The sequence below is a fragment of the Celeribacter sp. genome (assembly GCF_048261515.1).
GTDB lineage: Bacteria > Pseudomonadota > Alphaproteobacteria > Rhodobacterales > Rhodobacteraceae > Celeribacter.
Genome location: NZ_JBLXFZ010000001.1, coordinates 589545 through 609694, shown reverse-complemented (window position 1 = coordinate 609694; position 20150 = coordinate 589545). Strand labels below are relative to the sequence as shown.

The window sequence follows — 20150 nt, the reverse complement described above, 5'->3', positions numbered from 1 at the left end:
GCTCCCCATGTGTCGGGGGTGGGTGTTTGTTCGGTGTCTCCCGCCCACGTTACCGCGAGACGTGCGGGAGGCCAAAAGATAATTGCGCTTACATGTCGTCAAGGTTCTCTGAGCGGGGATCAACGGCGAGGCGCGGGGCGCGGGCAGCATCGGCCAGTGCTCGCCAGAAGGCCGCATAGCCCGTGGCCGACATACGCAATGGATCAAGAGCACGGCGGGCCGCTTCGGTCAGCGCGACTTGTTGTTCCTCATGTGCCAGCAAGGATTGCCATGCCAGCGAAAGCCCTGCGTGGTCGTTCACTTTTACCGCGCCCTGCGCCACGTCGAGCGCGTGATAGGCGATTGCGTGGTTGGAGACATTCGGCCCGTGAACGATAGCGGTATCGAATTGAGCAGGTTCAAAGGGAGTATGCCCTCCGCGCTCGACCAGCGACCCGCCGACGAAAGTGGCGCAGGCAAGCTGATACCATAGCGCCATCTCGCCAAGCGTGTCGGCAAGATAGACATCTGCCTGAGCTGGGTCGTCATGGCGCGATCTGAGCGCCACACTAAGGCCCGCCTTTTCAATGCGCGTCAGGATCTCGGCGCGGCGGTCGGGGTGGCGCGGCGCGAGGATCAGGCGGGCGTCGGGATAGGCCTGCCGAACAGTTGCGAATGCCTCAATAACGGCTTGCTCCTCCCCATCATGCGTCGATGCGGCCAGAAGCGTCCGCGCGCGGGGGAAAACTTCAGCAAGGGTGGCAAAGGTTTGCGGATCGACAGCATCCAGCGCCACGGTGCTCTTGAGATTCATGCGAGGCAGGAGGCATTGAGGGGCGATGCCAATTTGCAAGAAACGCTGCTCGCTTTCGGCATCCTGCGCCGCCAGCGCGGTAATCGCGCCAAGTGTGCGGCGCGTTGTGCTGCCCATCAGCCGAGCCAGTGCCGACCACCGTTTAGCGGAGGTGGCCGATATGCGCGCGCCCGCGACAAGCACGGGAATGCCTCGCGCGGCGCAGGCGTCAAACCGGTTGGGCCATATTTCGTTTTCGATCACCACGAGCGCATCTGGCGCGACTGTGTCGAGAAAACGTGTCACCGAGCGGCGCAGATCGAAGGGCGCAAATCCCACATGAACCCGCGCCATGGCCCAGCTTTTCACGAGGGCGAGTGCTGTGGAGGAGTTGGTGGTCACATAGACCAGCACGTCAGGATCACGCGCGAGGGCGTCTTCGATAAGGGGGCGGGCGCCCGTGACTTCGCCATTGGAGGCGGCATGTAGCCAGAGAACTGTCGCACCATTGGGACGGGAAAAGGCATCGGGGCCGCGCAATCGCGCAAGCAAAGTGCGCAGATCGGCGCGTCCACGCAGGACGTGCAGCGCCAAGGCCACAGCCACAAGCGGGGACAAGAGCGTCAAAATGACCCGATATAACAGCAAGCTCAACCCGTTCGTTTAGACGATCGCAAGAGGCAATAGGCTCCCACGCGCGCCTTGACAAGGGCGGGGCGCATGGCGGCACATTGCCATCCCAGTGCCACGATCTCTAATCTTTCGGGATCTTGTGGAGATAGGCTTGCGTCATGTTGAGGCCGATCCTCTCAATCACGGAGGCCAGTTCTGCCCTCTCGTCATCACAGACCGCATAGCCCGAACACTGGTCCAGCATCTTTTCGATCACCCTGCGCTCGTGAGCATCAAGTGTGCGCGGGGGCATGTCCGAGGCTGCGGGCGCTTCGGCGCAATTCGGTTTGCGCAGAACGCTCATGCACAGCCGAACCCCGCGGGCACGGATCTGAAGCGTTTCTATGCGATTTGGTAACGATGCGATCATGAGGGAAATGTCTAGAATTCTCGATTCGGATACAAGCCCCAAGTGACCATTGAGCAAATTCAAAGGGGTTTGGATTCGTTTTCTGCGGGTCGAAACGCGCGATCACGCGGCATTTCGGAAACACTCCTCAAGGAATCGGCGGAGAGTTTTGGCCCAAACTGTCGGTGAAAGACGGCCACTTTCTGGCGTTAACCTTTTGTTAACTATTTAAATCAGTGCTTGGAACTTAATCTCGCGTCACGCTGGCAGACACGCAGATGCCGGCCTACGAGAAACGTCTCGATGGCACGGAGATTCGTGGGGTATCCAACTTCGACCTTCAGGGTGAGTTGTTCGTCAGCACCGACACGATGTATGCGCTCAACCGTCGCCTCGAAGGGGTGTTCGTCAACGAGTCAATGACATGTGTGGCTTTGTGTTCGGGGTCGGCACGGAGCTTCAGATCATCGTCAATCGTTTCTTTATGGGCGGCGATGTCGGCACGGGTGCCTTTGACACGCTGATGCCGTGGGTTCTCTATCCAGTCTTAGAAGAAGACGATGAGGGTGGCTTGAAATCCCCGCCGATCCTTGCCTCGGCGCAGTAGAGGCAACTCGCCTGCGGCCTGAGTGTTTGTGCGGCGATTGCGTCACGGGCGTGCGGCGATTGCGATCCGTGGCTGTTGCGCAAAATCGGGTTCCGTCCTATGTCGGATAGACCTTTTGGTTGGATTGGGAACGAAGTCCGATGCACATCACACCCGTTATTCTTTGCGGCGGTTCAGGGACGCGGTTGTGGCCGTTGTCGCGAAAGTCTTATCCAAAGCAGTTTGTGCCTTTGGTGGGTGAGGAAACGTTGTTTCAAGCCTCCGCGCGGCGGCTTCTCGGAACGGATTTCGGTGCGCCCTTGGTGCTCACGGGATCGGATTTCCGCTTCATCGTGACCGAGCAGCTTCAGTCCGTGGGGATTGATCCAGGAGCGATCCTGATCGAACCGGAGGGGCGCAATACGGCGCCTGCGATTTTGGCGGCCGCGCTCTATCTGCACGCCCGCGATCCTGAGGCGGTGATGCTTGTCGCGCCTTCCGATCACGTGGTTCCCGACACCGCTGCTTTTCAGGCCGCGGTCGCGCGCGGGGTGGCGGCTGTGGAGGCGGGCAAGCTCGTCACTTTCGGCATCCGTCCGACCGCGCCGAATACGGGCTACGGATACCTCGAGCTGGCCAAGCAACCCGACGACACCGGCGCGGCGGTTGACCTCAAGAGCTTCGTTGAAAAGCCCGATATGGACGGGGCGCAAGCCATGCTCGACGCGGGGAATTTCCTGTGGAATGCGGGTATCTTCTTGTTCCGTGTGAAGGACATTCTTGCCGCCTTCGAGGCCCACACGCCTGATCTGCTTGCACCTGTGCGGGCCTCCGTGGAGGACGCGGAAACCGACCTCGGCTTCCTGCGTCTCGATCCTGAGGCGTGGTCGGGGGCGCAAGACATTTCCATCGACTACGCGGTGATGGAAAAAGCGGACAATCTTGCCGTGGTGCCCTTCGAGGGCGCGTGGTCGGACCTTGGCGGCTGGGACGCGGTCTGGGCCGAGAGCGGCCCTGATGAGAACGGGGTTGTCACGGGAGGAGAGGCCACCGCGATCGACTGCACCGACACGCTGCTGCGCTCGGATAGCGAACGGCTTGAAGTCGTTGGAATCGGGCTGGAAAACACGATTGTCGTGGCAATGAACGATGCGGTTCTCGTGGCCGACAAATCTCGCGCGCAGGACGTAAAGCTCGCCGTGCTGGCGCTCAAGGACAAGGGCGCGCCGCAGGCCGTGGAATTCCCCAAGGACCACCGGCCGTGGGGCTGGTTCGAGAGCCTCGTGGTCGGCGGCCGTTTTCAGGTCAAGCGCATCCACGTCCACCCTGGCGCGTCACTATCGCTGCAAAGCCATGTCCACCGCTCCGAACACTGGATCGTGGTCGAAGGCACCGCGAGGGTCACCTGTGATGACGAGGTTAAGCTGGTGACAGAAAACCAGTCGGTCTACATCCCGCTGGGTGCCAAACACCGCATGGAGAACCCCGGCAAAGTGCCGATGGTGCTCATCGAGGTGCAGACGGGCACCTATATCGGCGAGGACGATATCGTGCGTTACGATGACGTCTACGCCCGTGGTCAGGGCGCGAAGGGGTGAGGGTTTGCCGCGTCTGGCGCGGCGAAGCGATCAGTCGAGTAGCCCTTTAAGATATTGACCGTAATCGCTTTTCTTCAGCTCCTCGGCCTGTGCCGAGAGCGTTTCCGCGTCAATCCACCCCTGCCCAAACGCGATCTCTTCGGGGCAGCCTGACTGCATTCCCTGTCGCTGTGAGAGGGTGCGCACGAAGTTGCCTGCGTCGAGGAGTGAGCCGTGGGTGCCCGTGTCGAGCCATGCGTAGCCGCGGCCCATTTTCTCGACGGTGAGCGTGCCATCGGCGAGGTAGGTTTCCAGCAGCGTTACGATCTCCACTTCGCCGCGCGCGGAGGGTTTGATCTCCTTGGCGCGGCGTGGCGCGTCGCCGTCGAGGAAGTAGAGCCCCGTGACCGCGTAATTGGAGGGCGGCACCTCGGGTTTCTCGATGATCTCCTGCACCGTGCCATCCGCGTCAAAGCGCACCACGCCGTAGCGTTCGGGGTCGGAGACATGGTAGCCGAAGACGGTGCCGCCAACCGCCTTGCCATCCGCTGCCGCAAGCATCTCGGGCAACCCGTGGCCGAAGAAGATATTGTCGCCCAGCACCATGGCCGAGGGTGCGCCATCCAGAAAATCCTCCGCCAGAACATAGGCTTGCGCTAGCCCGTCAGGGGAAGGCTGCTCGATATAGGTCAGAGAGATGCCCCATTGGCTGCCGTCGCCGAGGAGACGTTTGAACTGGTCTTGGTCCTGCGGCGTGGTGATGATGGCGATCTCGCGGATGCCCGTGAGCATGAGCACCGAGATCGGGTAATAGATCATCGGCTTGTCATAGATCGGCATGAGTTGCTTGGAAATCGCCATGGTCAGCGGGTAGAGGCGCGTGCCTGATCCGCCTGCCAGAATGATGCCTTTGCGCTGTGTCATTGGGAGCCTTTCAGGGTCGCAATCGTGTCGGTGAGGGCGGCGCGCCAGTCGGGCCGCGTGATGCCGAAAGTGGCCTCGGTCGCGGTGCAATCAAGGCGGCTGTTGAGCGGGCGCGCGGCGGGGGTAGGGTAGTCGGCGGTGGCGATTTCCGTCACGGCGCAGTCCAGTCCCGCCGCCTCGAAAATGGCCCGCGCGAAGTCGGCCCACGTGGTGTCGGGCGCGCCCGAGAAGTGGTAGATGCCGCTCTTTTCGGGGGCGATTTGGAGCTGTCGGACAAGTGTCGGACATGCGTCGGCTATCTGTCGGGCAGGTGTCGGCCCCCCGATCTGATCGGCCACGATGGACAGCGCGTCGCGCTCCGCCCCTAGACGCAGCATGGTTTTGACGAAGTTGGACCCATGCGCCGAGAAGACCCATGAGGTGCGCAGGATCACGTAGCTCCCGCCTGCCGCAACCACGCCCTCTTCGCCCGCCAGCTTCGTACGCCCGTAGACGCCGAGCGGGGCAGGGGTGTCGTCAGGGGCAAAGGGCCGCTCGCCAGAGCCGTCGAACACATAGTCGGTCGAGATATGGACAAAGGGGATGGAGCGCGCGGCGCAGGCCTCGGCCATTGCCGTGGGTGCTGAGGCATTGACCAGATGCGCAATCTCGGCCTCATCTTCGGCCTTGTCCACCGCCGTATAGGCCGCAGCATTGATCACCGCTGCAGGTGCGACCCGCGCGATCAGATCGGCGCAGGCGGCAGGGCCGGTCAAATCCGCCTCGTCACGCCCCGCAAAATGCGCCTCGGGTAAAAGTGCGCGCAACTCGGTGGCCACTTGGCCCGTTTTGCCGAAGATGAGGAGGTTATCGTGCATACTGTGCTTCCTTCGGTAGCAAGTGCCCCATGCCCTCATTCGCAAGAGCGCGGCAGACCTCGTCGAAATTCTCGATGGTGTCACGCGGGTCTTTGGACAGAACCTTTTGAAGAGCCGCTTTCACAGGCACGTTCTTAACCCCTAAACTCTGAAACAGGGATGCTGCGGTTGCCTGTTGTTGCGTCGCGTCTGACAAGTCGCTGTCATAGTCGATATGAGTGGCACCCAACCCTTGAAGGGCCGTCCGCTCGTAGTCCAAAAGCGCTTCACTCCATGTCATCCGCGCGACAAAGTCCCGAACGGCAACATGGAATTTCTGCTTGGGCTTACTGGCGCCCTCGTCACTATGGTACTGGTTGCGTCTCTGGGCGACCAACAACGAAAGCGTCTGATGGAATGTATCGCGCTTGAGATGGATGAGGGAGACACCCTGATCCGCCAATCGCCCCAGAAAGGCGCGCGGATCGCGTATGCGATGTACCTGAACCATCTGATAGGACAGGAATTTTGCGCCATAGACGGGCGCGGCACTATTCCCAGCCATCCGATTAAAGAATGTGCGGGGCAACAGGACATTGCGGTGCAGAATTTCTCCGTCACAATGAATATCGGGATGTTCGTTCAGCAAACGTGTCAACAAAGTCGTGCCCGACCGCGCACGGCCAATAATCAAAAATCTCCTGTTGCGGTTGTAAGGCGTAAACAAACTCTTTGCATAGGTTTTGGCTTCCACAACAAATCCGCCAAGAGCCACGCGGCCATGATGCCATCTGCCCGCAACATAGGTCGTGTCGACGGGAGGGAACTTGTGGATGTCGTTGAAAATCGCCGTGTCAATCACGCCTTGACCCCCAGACGCTTGCCGACCCCGTCACGGTTCTGGAGTGCGCGCCACCAGTCTTCGTTGTCGAGATACCACTCAACGGTGCGGGCGAGGCCCTCTTCGACGGTCACGGAGGGACGCCAGCCCAACTCGTCGCGGATGCGGCTCGGGTCGATGGCGTAGCGGGCATCGTGACCAGGACGGTCTGCGACGAAGGTGATCTGGTCGGCGTAGGAACCGCTCGCCTTGGGGCGTTTCTCGTCGAGGATGGCGCAGATGGTTTGCACCAGTTCGAGGTTGGTGCGCTCGTTCTCGCCGCCGATGTTGTAGCTGCGCCCGATCGTGCCCTTTTCGACCACGAGCAAGAGCGCATCGGCGTGGTCCTCGACATAGAGCCAGTCGCGGATGTTCGAGCCGTCGCCATAGATCGGCAGGGGTTTGCCCGCCAGTGCGCCCAAGATCACCACGGGGACGAGCTTTTCGGGGAAGTGATAGGGGCCGTAGTTGTTGGAGCAATTGGTCAGCACCACGGGCAGGCCGTAGGACTCGTGCCATGCGCGCACGAGGTGGTCGGAGGAGGCTTTGGACGCCGAATAGGGTGAGCGCGGATCGTAGGGCGTGTTTTCGGTGAACTGCACCGCAGGGTCGGCGGGGAGCGATCCGAAGACCTCGTCGGTGGAGATATGGTGGAAGCGGAAGGCATCGGGGCGCCCTGCCTCAACCCAGTATTTCCGCGCGGCCTCCAGCATGTTGAAGGTGCCCGTGATGTTGGTCTCGATGAAGTCGCCCGGCCCGTCGATGGAGCGATCCACATGGCTCTCGGCGGCCAGATGCATCACCGCGTCGGGCGCGTGTTTGGCAAAACAGGCATCGAGGGCGGCACGATCACGGATATCGATCTGCTCGAAAGTGTAGAGCGGGCTGTCGGCCACGGGGGCGACATTGTCGAGGCAGGCGGCATAGGTGAGCGCGTCGAGATTGACGACCTCATGGCCGCGCGTCACCGCCAGCCGCACCACCGCCGAGCCGATGAAGCCCGCACCGCCTGTGACAAGGATCTTCATTGCGAGGCCTCATAGGTGAAGGGGCTGTCGAAATCGGCGAATGCGGGGGCTGCGGCGTCCTTGTCGGAAAGCACGGGGGTGATGCCTTCGAGCGGCCAGTCGATGCCGCATGTGTCCCAACGCACCGCGCCATCGCACTCGGGCGCGTAGTGGTCGGTGCATTTGTAGATGATCTCGCTGTCGGGCTCCAAGGTCATGAAGCCGTGCAGGAAGCCTGCGGGGATCCAGAGCTGTTTACCGTTGTCGAACGTGAGCGTCTCGCCCACCCATTGCCCGTATGTGGGCGAGCCCTTGCGCACGTCCACCGCCACATCGAAAATCGCCCCGCGCCCGCAACGCACCAGCTTGCCCTGCGCGTGTGGAGGGGATTGGAAATGCAGCCCCCGCACCGTGCCAACCTCGCGTGAGAGCGAGTGATTGTCCTGAACGAATTCAGGCAGATAGACCCCTTCGGCTTCCAGCGTAGCTTTGTTCCAGCTCTCCGAGACAAAACCTCGATGATCGCCGAAGCGGCGGGGGGTAATCATGAGAACATCAGGGAGGTTTGTGGGGGTCGCAATCATCTGGAGTGGTCGCCTTTTCCGCGCTGCTCTGGTTCGTCATGGGCGGGGCGTCGGCGGTCGCGGGAGATGCCGCTCGAAGTCCCTCATTGGGGTAACGGGTAAGGGAAATCTGGCGGCAAGACAACGCGCCGCGCGCACGAGCCGCGTCCTGTGCGGCGCGAGGGCCACGATGGCGGGGTGCGGTGTCGGGCGCCGTGTCGGGAGATGTGTGGCGGTTGCGGTCCCACAGAACCGCTGCTAACCATTAGGCGAATCCGTTGGGGTGCCCCGTGAGGGGCTGAGAGGCGAAAGCTGACCCATTGAACCTGATCCGGACAATACCGGCGTAGGGAACGGGGCTTGATTTCGCGCGCGTTGACGCACGCTTTCTCTGTTGCCTCCGTCCCTTTGCCAAAGAGGGACGCGACGATGACAGACCGATCCACACCCGCCCATCCAAGCGCGATGACCATCGCAGGCTCCGACAGCGGTGGGGGCGCAGGTATTCAGGCCGATCTGAAAACCTTCTGCGCCCTTGGCGTCTACGGCACCTCGGCGATCACCGCGATCACGGCGCAGAACACGCGCGGTGTGTTTGCGGTCGAGGCCATTTCCCTCGCGGTTATCAAGGCGCAGATCGCCGCCGTTCTGGACGACATTCCCCCGCAGGCGATCAAGATCGGGATGCTGGCATCGCCCGAAATCGTTACCGCCGTGGCTGAGGCTCTGGCGGGGTATGGCGGGCCTGTGGTGCTTGATCCCGTGATGGTGGCGAAGTCGGGAGATGCGCTTCTGGCCGAGGAGGCGGAGGCGGCGTTGATCGAGCTTCTGGTGCCGCGTGCTGATGTGTTGACGCCGAACCTGCCCGAAGCGGCGCGGCTGTTGCGGGGCGAGCAGGCAGAGGGCGCGGATGCGGTCGAAGCGCAGGGGCAGGCGCTGCTTGCGCTTGGTTCGCGGGCGGTGGTGATGAAGGGCGGCCATGCGGCGGGCGAGACCTGCGTTGACCGCCTGATGACGCCAGCGGGCACGGTGGCCATGGCGCAGCCGCGTATCGTCACGCGCAACACCCACGGGACGGGATGCAGCCTGTCCTCGGCCATCGCCGCCGAACTGGCCAAAGGCGCGGATGTCGAGACGGCGGTGCGGCGTGCGCAGGGCTGGCTCCACGGCGCGATCCGTGCGGCTGACGGGTTGGGGATCGGCCACGGTCACGGTCCCGTCCACCATTTCCACGAGGTTTGGACATGAGGCGCGCGCGGGTCATCGGCAGCGGTGTCGCGGGGCTGTGCGTGGCAACGGAACTGGTCGCGCGGGGCGTGGAGGTGACGGTTTTCGATCATGCTAACGGGCCGGGGCCGCAGGGGTGTTCGTGGTGGGCTGGCGGGATGCTGGCACCATTTTGCGAGGGCGAGAGCGCCGAGGAATCCGTGGTGCGGCTCGGACAGGATGCGGCGGCATGGTGGGCGCGGCAGGGCGTCGAGGTCACGCATCGCGGAACGCTGGTTATCGCGCTTGGCCGTGACCATCGCGAGCTTGACCGTTTCGCACGGCGGGTGACGGGGCATGAGCGGCTCGACGCGGGCGGTGTGGCGGCGTTGGAACCCGATCTCGACGGGCGGTTCGAGCGCGCTCTGCATATCAGCGACGAGGCGCATGTCGATCCGCGCGCGGCCCTGACCCACTTGCGCGCGCGGTTGGCGGCGGCAGGGGTGTCCTTTGTGGCCGAGCGCGCGGAGATCGAGGTGGAGGCGGAAGGGCTGACCTTCGACTGTCGCGGGCTGGCGGCGCGCGATGCCTTGCCAGACCTGCGCGGGGTGAAGGGTGAAATGGCTGTGCTCAAGAGCGACGAGATCCGCCTCAGCCGTCCCGTGCGCCTGCTCCACCCGCGCTTTCCCCTCTACGTGGTGCCGCGCGGGGACGGGGTGTTCATGCTCGGCGCGACACAGATCGAAAGCGACGACCGCCGCCGTAGCGTCCGCTCGGTGCTGGAATTGCTCTCGGCGGCCTATGCGCTGCATCCCGCTTTCGGCGAGGCGGAACTGCTGGAGATCGGCGTCGATGCACGCCCCGCCTTTCCCGACAACCTGCCGCGCCTGTCACGGCGCGGGGACACGATCCACGTCAACGGCCTTTTCCGTCACGGCTTCTTGCTTGCTCCCGCCTTGGCGCGGATGGCGGTGGAGGCGGCGATGGAGGGCAGCAAACCGGAGTTCTGGCATGAAAATCATGATTAACGGCACCCCCACGGACGTGCGCGGCGACACGCTTGCGGAGGTTCTGGACACGCTTGGCTATGGCGGGGCGAAGGTCGCCACCGCCGTGAACGAGGAGTTTGTGCCCGCGGCGGCACGGGCGCAGGTGACGCTGGCCGAAGGCGACCGCGTCGAGATCGTCACGCCACGGCAGGGAGGCTGAGATGGAGTTCTACGGAACAGACGTGTCATCGCGCCTGATGCTCGGCACGGCGCAATATCCGTCGCCCGACATTCTGGCGGAGGCGTTCAGGCGTTCTGGCGCGGGGATCGCGACGGTTTCGGTGCGCCGCGAGGCGGGGGGCGGGCGCGCGGGGGCGGCCTTTTGGGAGTTGGTGCGCGACTTGGGTGTCGCGGTGCTGCCCAACACGGCTGGGTGCCATTCTGTGCGCGAGGCGGTGACGACGGCGCAGATGGCGCGGGAGTTGTTCGACACCCGCTGGATCAAGCTCGAAGTCATTGGCCATGCGGACACGCTCCAACCTGATCCTTTCGCGCTGGTGGAGGCCGCGCGCATTCTGACCGAGGAGGGGTTTCAGGTTTTCCCCTATACGACCGAGGATGTGGTTCTGGCCGAGCGGCTGCTCGCGGCGGGCTGCGAGGTGCTGATGCCTTGGGGCGCGCCCATCGGGACGGGCTTGGGTCTGACCAATGTCTACGGGCTGCGGACCCTGCGCGCGCAATTCCCCGATGTGCCGATGGTGGTGGATGCGGGACTTGGCCTGCCCAGTCAGGCGGCTGCGGCGATGGAGATGGGCTTTGACGCGGTGCTGCTCAACACTGCCGTTGCCAAGGCGGGCGACCCTGCGGCGATGGCCGAGGGGTTTGCGCGCGCGGTGGCGGCGGGGCGTCTGGCCTATGAGGCCGACCCGATGGAGCCACGCGATATGGCCGCGCCTTCGACACCTGTTCTCGGAAAGGCCTTCCTGTCATGACGCTTGATCGTTTCTACCCGATTTTTGACGGGCCGGAGTGGCTCGACCGTATGTTGCCGCTTGGTGTTCGGCTGGTGCAGTTGCGGATCAAGGATGCGCCCGAGGATCGGCTGCGGCAAAGCGTGATCGCGGCGCAGGCGGCCTGTCGCGCCCACGGGGCGGTGCTTGTGGTCAATGACCATTGGCGCATCGCGATTGATGCGGGTTGTGACTGGGTGCATCTGGGTCAGGAGGATCTTGATACCGCCGATCTGCCCGCGATCCGTCGGGCGGGGATCAAACTCGGGGTCAGCACCCATGACTACGCCGAGCTTGATCGCGCGATGTCGCTGTCGCCCGACTACGTCGCGCTCGGCCCCGTCTACCCGACCATTCTCAAGAAGATGAAATGGCGTGAGCAAGGGCTGGAGCGGGTGCGCACGTGGAAAGGGGGGATCGGTGATCTTCCGCTTGTGGCCATCGGCGGGATGAGCGTGGAGCGCGCGGCGGGGGCTTTCGAGGCAGGGGCGGATATTGTCTCGGTCGTTACCGACATCACTCTCAACGACGATCCCGAAGCGCGGCTGCGTCAGTGGGTTGAGGTGACGCGATGAGCCGTTACGCACGCCAGATCGCCGTGACGGATTTCGGACCGCAGGGGCAGGAGCGCCTGCGTGCAGCGCATGTGTTGGTTGTCGGCGCGGGCGGGCTTGCCGCGCCCGTGCTGCAATACCTTGGCGGCGCTGGGGTGGGGCGTATTCGCCTTGTCGATCCTGACCGCGTGGAGGTGAGCAACCTGCATCGTCAGACCCTGTTCCGCGCGGCAGATATTGGTCGCCCCAAGGTCGAGGCTGCTGCCGCTGCGGTGACAGGATTGAACGCCGATTGTGTCGTCGAACCCGTGGTGGCTGCGCTTGATCCTGCCAATGTTGCGGCCCTTTGCGCGGGTGTCGATCTGGTGCTCGATTGCGCCGACAGTTTCGCGGTGAGCTATATCCTGTCGGACGCCTGCCATGCGTCTGAGCGGGTGCTGGTCACGGCCTCCGCGCTTGGCACGGACGGCTATGCGGCGGCGCTTTGTGGCGGGGCGCCGAGCCTGCGGGCGGTGTTTCCTGATCTGCCTGCGCGGGGAGGGTCATGCGATGCGGATGGTGTGATTGGCCCCGTGGTCGGTGTCATCGGTGCGCTTCAGGCGCAGATGGCTGTGGCTTTGATCGCGGGTCTAGAGCCGTCGCCGCTAGGGCGGTTGGTCACTTTCGACGGGCGGGACTTCCGCTTTGGAGGCTTCCGCTTTTCAGGCGCGCCCGAACCTGCGCATTGCCCGCGTTTCCTTGCCGCCTCGCAAATCCGCGAGGGTGACTTCGTGGTTGATCTGCGCATCGAAGGGGAGGCGCCCCTCGTGCGCCCCACGGCCCTGCGCTTGAGTGTGGATGATTTCGGCCCGCACGGCCCCGTGCCCGCCCAAGGCCAGCGTGCCGTTCTGTGCTGTCGTTCGGGGCTGCGCTCGTGGGCCGCTGCCGAACGGCTGTCGCGTGTCTGGGATGGTGAGATTGTCCTTGCCGCCCTTGGCGACAGCATTCCCGCAAACATTCCAAACGGAGATAATTGAATGAAATTCCGACTTGCCACTCTCGGCCTTCTGGCCGCGCTCCCTGCCTCCGCGCAGGATCATATGACGGTCGTGCTCGACTGGTTCGTGAACCCCGATCACGGGCCGATCATCGTGGCCGAAGAGATGGGCTATTTCGACGCCGAAGGGCTGGAGGTCGAGGTCATCGCCCCCGCCGATCCCGCCGATCCGCCGAAGATGGCCGCCGCGGGGCGTGCCGATCTGGCGATTTCCTACCAGCCGCAATTGCACCTGCAAGTGGCCGAGGGGATGCCGCTTGTGCGCGTGGGCACACTGGTCGCCACGCCGCTCAACTGCCTGCTGGTGTTGGAGGATGGCCCCGTGGCACAGATCGCGGACCTTGAAGGGCGCAAGGTCGGTTTCTCGGTGGCGGGTGTCGAGGAGGCGCTTTTGTCGGCGATGCTGTCGAGTGCCGACCTCACGATGGCGGATATCGATCTGGTCAATGTCAACTGGTCGCTCTCGCCCGCGCTGATGTCGGGACAGGTCGATGCCGTCATCGGGGCCTTCCGCAATTTCGAGTTGAACCAGATGGAGATCGAAGGTGTTGCGGGGCGGTGTTTCTATCCCGAGGAGGAGGGCGTGCCGACCTATGACGAGCTGATCTACGTGGCCAACCCCGACGGGATGGACGCCGATGTGATCCGCCGTTTCCTTGCCGCGACCGAGAAAGCCACGCAGTTCATCGTCAACCATCCGCAGGAAAGTTGGGAGGTTTTTGCAGCCACGTCCGATGAGTTGGATGACGCGCTCAATGCGCAGGCGTGGGTCGATACGATCCCGCGCTTTGCCCTGCGACCTGAAGCGCTTGACGCGGGACGTTATGCGCGGTTCGAGGCCTTTCTGGAGGCGTCGGGGCTTGTCACCGAGCCCCGCCCTGTCTCTGCGCTCGCCGTCGATCTGGGTGCGCAATGAGCTACGGTGAGACATTTCCGCTCTGGCGTGCGGGTGCAGGGAAGGCATGGCGCGCCTATACGCGGCACGCCTTTGTCGAAGGGCTGCGCGACGGGTCGCTGCCGCGTGCGGCCTACCTGCGCTACATGGTTCAGGACTATCTCTTCCTTGTGCATTTCTCCCGCGCATGGGCGCTCGCTGTGACCAAGGCCGATACGCTCGACGAGATGCGGGCCTGTGCGGCGACGGTGGATGCGCTGTTGAATGAGGAGATGCGTTTGCACCTGCGCAGTTGCGCAGAGGCGGGGATCACGGAGGGTGAGATCACTACCGCCGAGGAGGAGCTGCAAAACCTCGCCTATACGCGCTACGTGCTTGATGCGGGGCATTCGGGCGATTTCCTCGACCTGCTGGCCGCGCTCGCGCCTTGCGTTCTGGGCTATGGCGAGATTGGAGCAAGGCTTGGTGAGGAAGCAGGCGAGACACCCTATCGCGACTGGATCGAGACCTATGCCAGCGCGGAGTATCAGCGCACCTGTCATGAGGTGGGCGCGCTGATCGACGGGGCAGTGGCGCGGCGGCTCGGCGATGCGCCCGAAAGCAGCCCGCGTTGGCCGCGCTTGTGCGCACGCTTTGCCACGGCAACGCGGCTGGAGGCGGAGTTCTGGAGCATGGGGATGTCATGAGGCAGGCGGCCCCTGCGCTGCGCATTGAAGGGAGCGCCACGATTGGCGGCACGCCGATCTTCGGCCCGCTTACGCTGGAGGTGCCTGCGGGGGCGTGGACCTGTTTGCTTGGCCCGTCGGGCGTGGGCAAATCCACCATTCTGCGGCTCTTTGCTGGGCTGGGTGATGGCGTTGCATTTGATGGCGAAGTGACGGCGGACGACGCCGCGCCGCTAGAGCGGCGGCTGGCGCTGATGGCGCAGTCCGATTTGCTCCTGCCGTGGCTGACCGTGATCGAGAACCTTACGCTGGGCGCGCGGTTGCGGGGGGAGGATATGGCCCATGCGCAGGCGCGGGAGGTGCTGGCGCGTGTCGGACTTGCCGCCCATGCCGAGAAACGGCCCGATGCCCTGTCGGGCGGGCAGCGTCAGCGAGTGGCGCTGGCCCGCACCTTGATCGAGGATCGTCCCGTTGTGCTGCTCGACGAGCCGTTTTCGGCGCTCGATGCGCGGGCGCGGGCGCAGATGCAGGATTTGGTGGCCGAATTGCTGGCGGGGCGGACGGTGCTTCATGTCACCCATGACGCGGCGGAGGCAGCGCGGTTGGGCGAGCATATCGCGCTGATGACCCGAGCGGGTATCCAACGCATTCCGCCACCCGAGACACCCGTGCCGCGTGCCTATGATGCGCCCGAGACACTGGCCTTTCAGGGGCGGCTGTTGCGGCGGCTTATGGAGGCGGCATGAGACCTGTGCTGCGTGTGACCGTCGTGGTGCTCCTCGCGCTTGTCGCGTGGCAGGGGATCGTGACGCTGGCCGAATTGCCGCACTATATCCTGCCCGCTCCGCGCGCGGTATTTGCGACCTTATGGGGGAGCCGTGCGCTGCTGGCCGAACATGCGCTTGTCACCGCCACGGAGGTGGTGATCGGGCTTGCGCTTGGCGCGGCACTGGGCTTTGTCTCGGCCGTTGCGATGGCGGCCAGCCCGCTTGTGCGCGCCGCGCTGCGCCCGATGCTGGTGTTCAGTCAGGCCGTGCCTGTCTTCGCCCTTGCGCCGATCCTAACGCTTTGGCTCGGCTACGGGTTGCTGTCCAAGGTCGCCATGGCGCTGCTCATCATCTACTTCCCAGTGACCTCATCCTTTTTCGACGCGCTGATGCGCACGCCGCAGGGGTGGCTGGAACTGGCCCGCGTCATGAACGCCACGCCCGCGCGGCTCCTGTGGCGGTTGCGTGTGCCTGCGGCCATGACGGGATTTGCCTCCGGTTTGCGGCTTGCGGCGGTCTATGCGCCGATTGGAGCGATCATTGGCGAGTGGGTGGGGGCGTCGAACGGACTTGGCTATCTGATGCTGCTGGCGAACGGGCGGGCGAAGATCGACCTGATGTTCGCCGCATTGATCGTGCTGGCCCTGCTCACGCTTACGCTACACGCCGCGACGGATGCGTTGTGTCGGTATCTGTGGGAGCGATGACGCACGGGCCGCGCGGCGTCGGCACATAAAAAGCCGTGCAAAACCTATCCTTGGGCAGATGGAAAAATTTTCTTTACAAAAATAGTCGGATTAATTACCTGTGCCGCGAACACGGCCAGCACCCCCATCGGTAGCCAGCTCTAAAACGCTAGAAACCCTTGGGGATATCATGAACACGCGCACTCACCTTCTGGCGGGAGCGGCGATTGCTGCCGTTGCTTTGCCTTCTCACCTGCTTGCACAAGAACTTCACCTCGGCACCATCGTGCTGGGCGAGAGCCTGCGCTCGCTCGAAACCGATACTGCAACCGCGCAGACGGTCATCGACCAAGAGGAACTGGACGCCCGACAGGCCTCCACTCTGGCCGAGTTGATCGACACCGTGCCAGGTGCAACGCTGTCGAACGCGGCGACGCCGCAGGGGGCGTCGATCAACATTCGCGGGCTTGGGGCCGATGCGGGCACCTACGGGTCGAATACCAAGGTTAATGTCGTCGTCGATGGCGTCGCCAAGGGGCAGGAAGAGATCTACCGCCAAGGCAGCACCCTGACGATGGAGCCCGAGCTTTTCAAACAGGTGAAGGTCATTCGTGGCCCCGGTGAGAGCTTCCGCTTTTCCTCGGGGGCGATTGGCGGGACGGTTGAGGCCGTCACCAAGGATGCCGCGGATTTCCTTGAAGACGGGGACACATTCGCCTTCCGCCAGAAACTCGCCTACCAGTCGAACGGCGAAGGCGGCATGACCACTTCGATCCTCGCGTGGGCGCCTGATGACAAACTCGATATCATCGGCTTCTACGGCTACCGCACGGCGGAGGACTACAAAGACGGTGACGGCACGGTGCTGGCCGATACGGGCTATGACCTTGGCTCGTCGCTCTTGAAAGTGACGTATCACGCCTCCGACGCGATGAGTTTTTCCGCCTCCTATTCGCGGTCTGAAAACCGTCTTGAAGATGTCAGCTACGATTTCATCGGCTCGACCTTCCCCGTCCTCGTCGATGCGGATGTCGAAGACAAGACCGCCTATGTCGCGATGGAATACAACCCCGCCGACAACGACCTGATCAATGCGACGGTCAAGCTGGTTTACTCCGACGAGTTGATCGAGAACGTATCGGGCACGACATCCTCCACGCTCTACAACGCCGACAACCGCACCGAGCGCCTCGCGCTGATTGTCGAGAACGAAGCGTGGTTCTCGACGGGCGCGGTTGATCACACCCTGCTGACAGGGTTCGAGATCGGGCGGCGCGAACGCAGTTCGATTTCCGACACGGGCACGAATGCAGGCTCCACCCCAGGCGGGACGGATGAATACACCGCCGTCTATGTTACGGATGAAATGGCGTGGGGCGGTCTGACCCTGACCCCGCAATTGCGCTACGAGAGCCAGACGATCACCTCCGACAACAACTCGGGCGTGCCCGATGGCACGCAGTATAAGGCCTCCGATTGGGCGGGCGCTATTTCTGCGCGCTACGAGATTGCATCGGGCTTCGCCGTGTTCGGCACGCTGGCCTATAACACCAACCTGCCGATCATCGACGACCTGACCAGCGCGACGAACATCGAGACAACGGAGAAGGCCGTGACGCAGGAAGTGGGCTTCTCCTACGACGCGCAAGATGTCTTCTCGGCCAACGACACTTTCTCGGTGAAACTCACGGGCTTTGAAACCCGCGTGTGGGACAACACAACCTACTCGAACTACGCGCCCAGCCCCGACACCTCCCACATCGGGTTGAAAGGGATCGAGGCCGAACTGTCCTACGCCCACGAGCAGTTCTACATCGACTTCAACGCAGCCCGCATCCGTGGCGAATGGGGCGATGGCAGCCCGTTCAACAACGCGCCTGCGGATTCGGTGCAGCTCACCTTGGGTAAGCGGTTCCTCAACGACCAACTCGATCTTGCCGTCGAGATGCGCCACGACTGGGCGACCGACCGCAACGTGCAATACTCTGGTTTGTCCGAGCACCATGATGCTTTCGACGTGTTCAACCTTACGGCCGCCTACAAGCCCGACAGCGGAGTGCTGGAAGGTGTCGAGTTGCGCGCCGCAATCGAGAACGTCTTTGACACCGACTACAAACCTTACCTGAGCAGCAAGGCCGCACCAGGCCGTACGTTCAAACTGTCGGTCGTGAAAACGTTCTGATCGCGCCCATTGCGGCGCGTTGTCGAGGCGCGCCGCATCCTTTCCCTTTTTCGCCTCTCACAGGAGCCAGCCATGACCAAGCAAATGACCACTGATGACATCCGAAAAGCCAAGGCCGAGAGTTCGGGCGTTCGTGACCGCGATCTCGCAAACAGCCTAGGCATTTCCGAGGCCGAACTCCTCGCCGCGCAGATCGACGGTGTGACGGGGATCACTGTGACGCGTATCGCTCATGACCCTGATACGGTGATGCCCGCGCTCAAGGTTCTGGGCGATGTCATGGCGCTGACCCGAAACGATAGCGCGGTGCATGAGCGCGTCGGCACCTTCGAGGATTACCGCTCGGGGAAACATGCCTCGATGGTTCTGGGGCCGCATATCGATACGCGCATTTTCCCCGCCCATTGGGGTTTCGGTTTTGCCGTCGAGTTGGAAACCGAGAAAGGCACGCGCAAGTCGCTGCAATTCTTCGACCGTCAGGGCAATGCGGTGCAGAAAGTCTACATGCGTGACCGGTCCAATCACGAGGCGTGGGACGGGTTGGTTGCCGATCTGAAGATCGCGGACCAGTCGGGCGTGATCGAGGTGCGCCCGCGCAAGCCCGTGGAGGCGGCGAAGGTCAATGCGGAGAAGCGCGAAGAACTGGTCGCCGAGTGGAAGGAGATGACGGACACCCACCAGTTCAACCGCATCACCCGCAAGCTCGGCATGAACCGCCTTGGCGCCTATCGCCTCGCGGGTTCGCCATTCGTGCGCCAGATCGCTCCCTCCGAAGTCGAAGGCTTCTTCCGCGCTGTCTCGGAAGCCGATCAGCGCGTCGTCTTCTTCGTTGGCAATCAGGGGAATATCCAGATCCACTGGGGCCGCATGAAGAACATCAAGATGATGGGGCCGTGGCTCAATGTCCTCGATCCGCTCTTCAACCTTCACCTGCGCGCCGATCATATCGCCGAGGTCTATGTCGTCGACAAGCCGACCAAACGCGGTCCCGCCGTGTCGCTGGAGGCCTTTGACGGGAAGGGCGCGCTGATCTTCCAATGTTTCGGAATGCGCGATCCCAAAGCGCCCGATGAGGATACGCTCGATACTTGGCATGGCATTCTGGATGCGCTGCCGACCATGGTGGAGGAAGTGGTATGAACCGACTTCTTGCCGCTCTGATCATGGCGGTCGCGCCGAGCCTCGCCGCCGCCGAGAGCTACCCCGATGCGTCGCGGATCGTGGCCATTGGCGGGCCTGTGACCGAGGCGGTTTTCGCGCTTGGTGAAGGGCATCGTGTCGTCGCGCGCGATACCACCTCGCGCTTTCCTGACGAGGTGAACGCCCTTCCCGATGTGGGCTATATGCGCCAGCTTTCGGCGGAGGGTGTTCTCTCCGTCGGGCCTGATCTCATCATCACCCGCGACACCGCGGGGCCGCCCGAAGTCCTCGACCAGCTTCGCGCCGCCGCCATTCCGATGGTGGAAACCCGTGACGCATTCACGGCGGAGGCGGTTGCCGAAAATGTCCGCATCGTGGGCGAGGCGCTTGGTGTGGTTGACAAGGCCGAGGAACTGGCCGCGACGATTGAGGCTGATTTCGCCGAACTCGCCGCCGCGCGGGCCGATGGTGCCGCGCCGCGCGTGGTATTCGTCCTCTCCAATCAGGGCGGGCGGCTCAACGTTGCGGGGCGTGGCACGGGGGCGCATGGTGTGCTGGAGCTGGCCGGAGCCGAGAATGTCTTTGCCGATGATTTCGAGGGCTACAAGATTGCTTCCGACGAAGCGATCATTGCCGCGGCGCCCGATGTGGTTCTGATGATGGAGCCCACGGGCGAAGAGGAGCATGACGCGCGGCGCGCGGACACCCTTGCCCTGCCTGCGATCTCGCAAACTCCTGCGGGACAGAACGGAGCCTTCGTGCTGGTTCCCCCTGCGGCGCTTGGCTTCGGTCCGCGCACGGCGTCTATGGCCAAACAACTCCGCGCCGATCTTCTGGCCGCGACGGGGCAGTAA

General features: G+C 63.3%; 22 protein-coding genes and 1 riboswitch. Of the genes, 15 read left to right on the top strand and 7 right to left on the bottom strand.

The window, feature by feature from the left end; genetic code table 11:
• Positions 1 to 88 precede the first annotated feature (88 nt).
• Positions 89 to 1399, bottom strand: a complete 1311-nt coding sequence (locus ACN0SC_RS03055; protein WP_417248179.1) for a 3-deoxy-D-manno-octulosonic acid transferase — start codon at positions 1397 to 1399, stop codon at positions 89 to 91.
• Between the two features lie 127 nt (positions 1400 to 1526).
• Positions 1527 to 1748: a hypothetical protein gene (locus tag ACN0SC_RS03050; protein WP_417248178.1), complete on the bottom strand. Its 222-nt coding sequence runs from the start codon at positions 1746 to 1748 to the stop codon at positions 1527 to 1529.
• Positions 1749 to 2217: 469 nt separating this feature from the next.
• Here ACN0SC_RS03050 and ACN0SC_RS03045 point away from each other — a divergent pair, with 469 nt between their 5' ends.
• Entirely contained in the window at positions 2218 to 2400 is a 183-nt protein-coding gene (locus ACN0SC_RS03045; RefSeq protein ID WP_417248177.1) for a hypothetical protein, read from the top strand.
• A gap of 140 nt (positions 2401 to 2540) precedes the next feature.
• Positions 2541 to 3977 (top strand): mannose-1-phosphate guanylyltransferase/mannose-6-phosphate isomerase, encoded by a 1437-nt coding sequence (locus ACN0SC_RS03040; protein ID WP_417248176.1) that lies wholly within the window; start codon positions 2541 to 2543, stop codon positions 3975 to 3977.
• Between the two features lie 30 nt (positions 3978 to 4007).
• Here the strand turns inward: ACN0SC_RS03040 and rfbA are convergent, their stop codons facing one another.
• The 5 genes from rfbA to rfbC are packed head-to-tail and all read right to left on the bottom strand — an operon-like array spanning position 4008 to position 8187.
• A complete protein-coding gene (gene rfbA / locus ACN0SC_RS03035; RefSeq protein WP_417248175.1) occupies positions 4008 to 4880 on the bottom strand; it encodes a glucose-1-phosphate thymidylyltransferase RfbA in 873 nt (290 codons plus the stop codon).
• Positions 4877 to 5737 (bottom strand): dTDP-4-dehydrorhamnose reductase, encoded by an 861-nt coding sequence (gene rfbD, locus ACN0SC_RS03030; protein WP_417248174.1) that lies wholly within the window; start codon positions 5735 to 5737, stop codon positions 4877 to 4879. The genes rfbA and rfbD overlap by 4 nt, the downstream gene beginning before the upstream one ends.
• Positions 5727 to 6578, bottom strand: coding sequence for a sulfotransferase (locus ACN0SC_RS03025; protein WP_417248173.1), 852 nt, complete (start codon positions 6576 to 6578; stop codon positions 5727 to 5729). Before ACN0SC_RS03025 ends, rfbD begins: the two co-directional genes overlap by 11 nt.
• Positions 6575 to 7624: a dTDP-glucose 4,6-dehydratase gene (gene rfbB, locus ACN0SC_RS03020; protein ID WP_417248172.1), complete on the bottom strand. Its 1050-nt coding sequence runs from the start codon at positions 7622 to 7624 to the stop codon at positions 6575 to 6577. The genes ACN0SC_RS03025 and rfbB overlap by 4 nt, the downstream gene beginning before the upstream one ends.
• Positions 7621 to 8187, bottom strand: a complete 567-nt coding sequence (rfbC, locus tag ACN0SC_RS03015; RefSeq protein ID WP_417248171.1) for a dTDP-4-dehydrorhamnose 3,5-epimerase — start codon at positions 8185 to 8187, stop codon at positions 7621 to 7623. Before rfbC ends, rfbB begins: the two co-directional genes overlap by 4 nt.
• 248 nt (positions 8188 to 8435) lie before the next feature.
• Positions 8436 to 8536, top strand: a riboswitch (TPP riboswitch).
• Positions 8537 to 8595: 59 nt separating this feature from the next.
• Between rfbC and thiD the strand changes: the two genes are divergently transcribed.
• The 13 genes from thiD (at position 8596) to ACN0SC_RS02950 (ending at position 20150) form a co-directional block, all read left to right on the top strand.
• Complete coding sequence (gene thiD / locus ACN0SC_RS03010; RefSeq protein WP_417248170.1) at positions 8596 to 9414, top strand: bifunctional hydroxymethylpyrimidine kinase/phosphomethylpyrimidine kinase; 819 nt, start codon at positions 8596 to 8598, stop codon at positions 9412 to 9414.
• Positions 9411 to 10400, top strand: coding sequence for an FAD-dependent oxidoreductase (locus tag ACN0SC_RS03005; RefSeq protein WP_417248169.1), 990 nt, complete (start codon positions 9411 to 9413; stop codon positions 10398 to 10400). The genes thiD and ACN0SC_RS03005 overlap by 4 nt, the downstream gene beginning before the upstream one ends.
• Complete coding sequence (gene thiS / locus ACN0SC_RS03000; RefSeq protein WP_417248168.1) at positions 10384 to 10581, top strand: sulfur carrier protein ThiS; 198 nt, start codon at positions 10384 to 10386, stop codon at positions 10579 to 10581. Before ACN0SC_RS03005 ends, thiS begins: the two co-directional genes overlap by 17 nt.
• Before the next feature lies 1 nt (position 10582).
• Positions 10583 to 11353 carry a thiazole synthase gene (locus tag ACN0SC_RS02995; protein WP_417248167.1) on the top strand — a complete coding sequence of 257 codons (771 nt, stop codon included), beginning with the start codon at positions 10583 to 10585 and terminating at the stop codon, positions 11351 to 11353.
• Positions 11350 to 11946, top strand: coding sequence for a thiamine phosphate synthase (locus tag ACN0SC_RS02990; protein WP_417248166.1), 597 nt, complete (start codon positions 11350 to 11352; stop codon positions 11944 to 11946). The genes ACN0SC_RS02995 and ACN0SC_RS02990 overlap by 4 nt, the downstream gene beginning before the upstream one ends.
• A complete protein-coding gene (locus ACN0SC_RS02985; protein ID WP_417248165.1) occupies positions 11943 to 12941 on the top strand; it encodes a ThiF family adenylyltransferase in 999 nt (332 codons plus the stop codon). Before ACN0SC_RS02990 ends, ACN0SC_RS02985 begins: the two co-directional genes overlap by 4 nt.
• On the top strand, positions 12942 to 13877 hold the full coding sequence (locus ACN0SC_RS02980) for an ABC transporter substrate-binding protein (protein ID WP_417248164.1): 936 nt from the start codon (positions 12942 to 12944) through the stop codon (positions 13875 to 13877).
• Entirely contained in the window at positions 13874 to 14542 is a 669-nt protein-coding gene (locus ACN0SC_RS02975) for a TenA family protein (RefSeq protein WP_417248163.1), read from the top strand. The genes ACN0SC_RS02980 and ACN0SC_RS02975 overlap by 4 nt, the downstream gene beginning before the upstream one ends.
• Positions 14539 to 15267, top strand: a complete 729-nt coding sequence (locus ACN0SC_RS02970) for an ABC transporter ATP-binding protein (RefSeq protein WP_417248162.1) — start codon at positions 14539 to 14541, stop codon at positions 15265 to 15267. Before ACN0SC_RS02975 ends, ACN0SC_RS02970 begins: the two co-directional genes overlap by 4 nt.
• Positions 15264 to 15995 carry an ABC transporter permease gene (locus ACN0SC_RS02965; RefSeq protein WP_417248161.1) on the top strand — a complete coding sequence of 244 codons (732 nt, stop codon included), beginning with the start codon at positions 15264 to 15266 and terminating at the stop codon, positions 15993 to 15995. The genes ACN0SC_RS02970 and ACN0SC_RS02965 overlap by 4 nt, the downstream gene beginning before the upstream one ends.
• Positions 15996 to 16164: 169 nt before the next feature.
• The gene (locus tag ACN0SC_RS02960; RefSeq protein ID WP_417248160.1) at positions 16165 to 18156 is read left to right on the top strand and encodes a TonB-dependent receptor domain-containing protein; all 1992 of its coding nucleotides are present in this window, start codon (positions 16165 to 16167) and stop codon (positions 18154 to 18156) included.
• Positions 18157 to 18228: 72 nt separating this feature from the next.
• Positions 18229 to 19296 carry a hemin-degrading factor gene (locus ACN0SC_RS02955; RefSeq protein WP_417248159.1) on the top strand — a complete coding sequence of 356 codons (1068 nt, stop codon included), beginning with the start codon at positions 18229 to 18231 and terminating at the stop codon, positions 19294 to 19296.
• Entirely contained in the window at positions 19293 to 20150 is an 858-nt protein-coding gene (locus ACN0SC_RS02950; protein ID WP_417248158.1) for a heme/hemin ABC transporter substrate-binding protein, read from the top strand. The genes ACN0SC_RS02955 and ACN0SC_RS02950 overlap by 4 nt, the downstream gene beginning before the upstream one ends.

Bases quoted from the DNA above. Each gene is read 5' to 3' on its own strand.
- ACN0SC_RS03050 (WP_417248178.1), bottom strand. From the start codon at position 1,748: ATGAGCGTTCTGCGCAAACCGAATTGCGCCGAAGCGCCCGCAGCCTCG.
- ACN0SC_RS03045 (WP_417248177.1), top strand. From the start codon at position 2,218: ATGTGTGGCTTTGTGTTCGGGGTCGGCACGGAGCTTCAGATCATCGTC.
- ACN0SC_RS03040 (WP_417248176.1), top strand. From the start codon at position 2,541: ATGCACATCACACCCGTTATTCTTTGCGGCGGTTCAGGGACGCGGTTG.
- rfbA (WP_417248175.1), bottom strand. From the start codon at position 4,880: ATGACACAGCGCAAAGGCATCATTCTGGCAGGCGGATCAGGCACGCGC.
- rfbD (WP_417248174.1), bottom strand. From the start codon at position 5,737: ATGCACGATAACCTCCTCATCTTCGGCAAAACGGGCCAAGTGGCCACC.
- rfbB (WP_417248172.1), bottom strand. From the start codon at position 7,624: ATGAAGATCCTTGTCACAGGCGGTGCGGGCTTCATCGGCTCGGCGGTG.
- rfbC (WP_417248171.1), bottom strand. From the start codon at position 8,187: ATGATTGCGACCCCCACAAACCTCCCTGATGTTCTCATGATTACCCCC.
- thiD (WP_417248170.1), top strand. From the start codon at position 8,596: ATGACAGACCGATCCACACCCGCCCATCCAAGCGCGATGACCATCGCA.
- ACN0SC_RS03005 (WP_417248169.1), top strand. From the start codon at position 9,411: ATGAGGCGCGCGCGGGTCATCGGCAGCGGTGTCGCGGGGCTGTGCGTG.
- thiS (WP_417248168.1), top strand. From the start codon at position 10,384: ATGAAAATCATGATTAACGGCACCCCCACGGACGTGCGCGGCGACACG.
- ACN0SC_RS02995 (WP_417248167.1), top strand. From the start codon at position 10,583: ATGGAGTTCTACGGAACAGACGTGTCATCGCGCCTGATGCTCGGCACG.
- ACN0SC_RS02990 (WP_417248166.1), top strand. From the start codon at position 11,350: ATGACGCTTGATCGTTTCTACCCGATTTTTGACGGGCCGGAGTGGCTC.
- ACN0SC_RS02985 (WP_417248165.1), top strand. From the start codon at position 11,943: ATGAGCCGTTACGCACGCCAGATCGCCGTGACGGATTTCGGACCGCAG.
- ACN0SC_RS02980 (WP_417248164.1), top strand. From the start codon at position 12,942: ATGAAATTCCGACTTGCCACTCTCGGCCTTCTGGCCGCGCTCCCTGCC.
- ACN0SC_RS02975 (WP_417248163.1), top strand. From the start codon at position 13,874: ATGAGCTACGGTGAGACATTTCCGCTCTGGCGTGCGGGTGCAGGGAAG.
- ACN0SC_RS02970 (WP_417248162.1), top strand. From the start codon at position 14,539: ATGAGGCAGGCGGCCCCTGCGCTGCGCATTGAAGGGAGCGCCACGATT.
- ACN0SC_RS02965 (WP_417248161.1), top strand. From the start codon at position 15,264: ATGAGACCTGTGCTGCGTGTGACCGTCGTGGTGCTCCTCGCGCTTGTC.
- ACN0SC_RS02960 (WP_417248160.1), top strand. From the start codon at position 16,165: ATGAACACGCGCACTCACCTTCTGGCGGGAGCGGCGATTGCTGCCGTT.
- ACN0SC_RS02955 (WP_417248159.1), top strand. From the start codon at position 18,229: ATGACCAAGCAAATGACCACTGATGACATCCGAAAAGCCAAGGCCGAG.
- ACN0SC_RS02950 (WP_417248158.1), top strand. From the start codon at position 19,293: ATGAACCGACTTCTTGCCGCTCTGATCATGGCGGTCGCGCCGAGCCTC.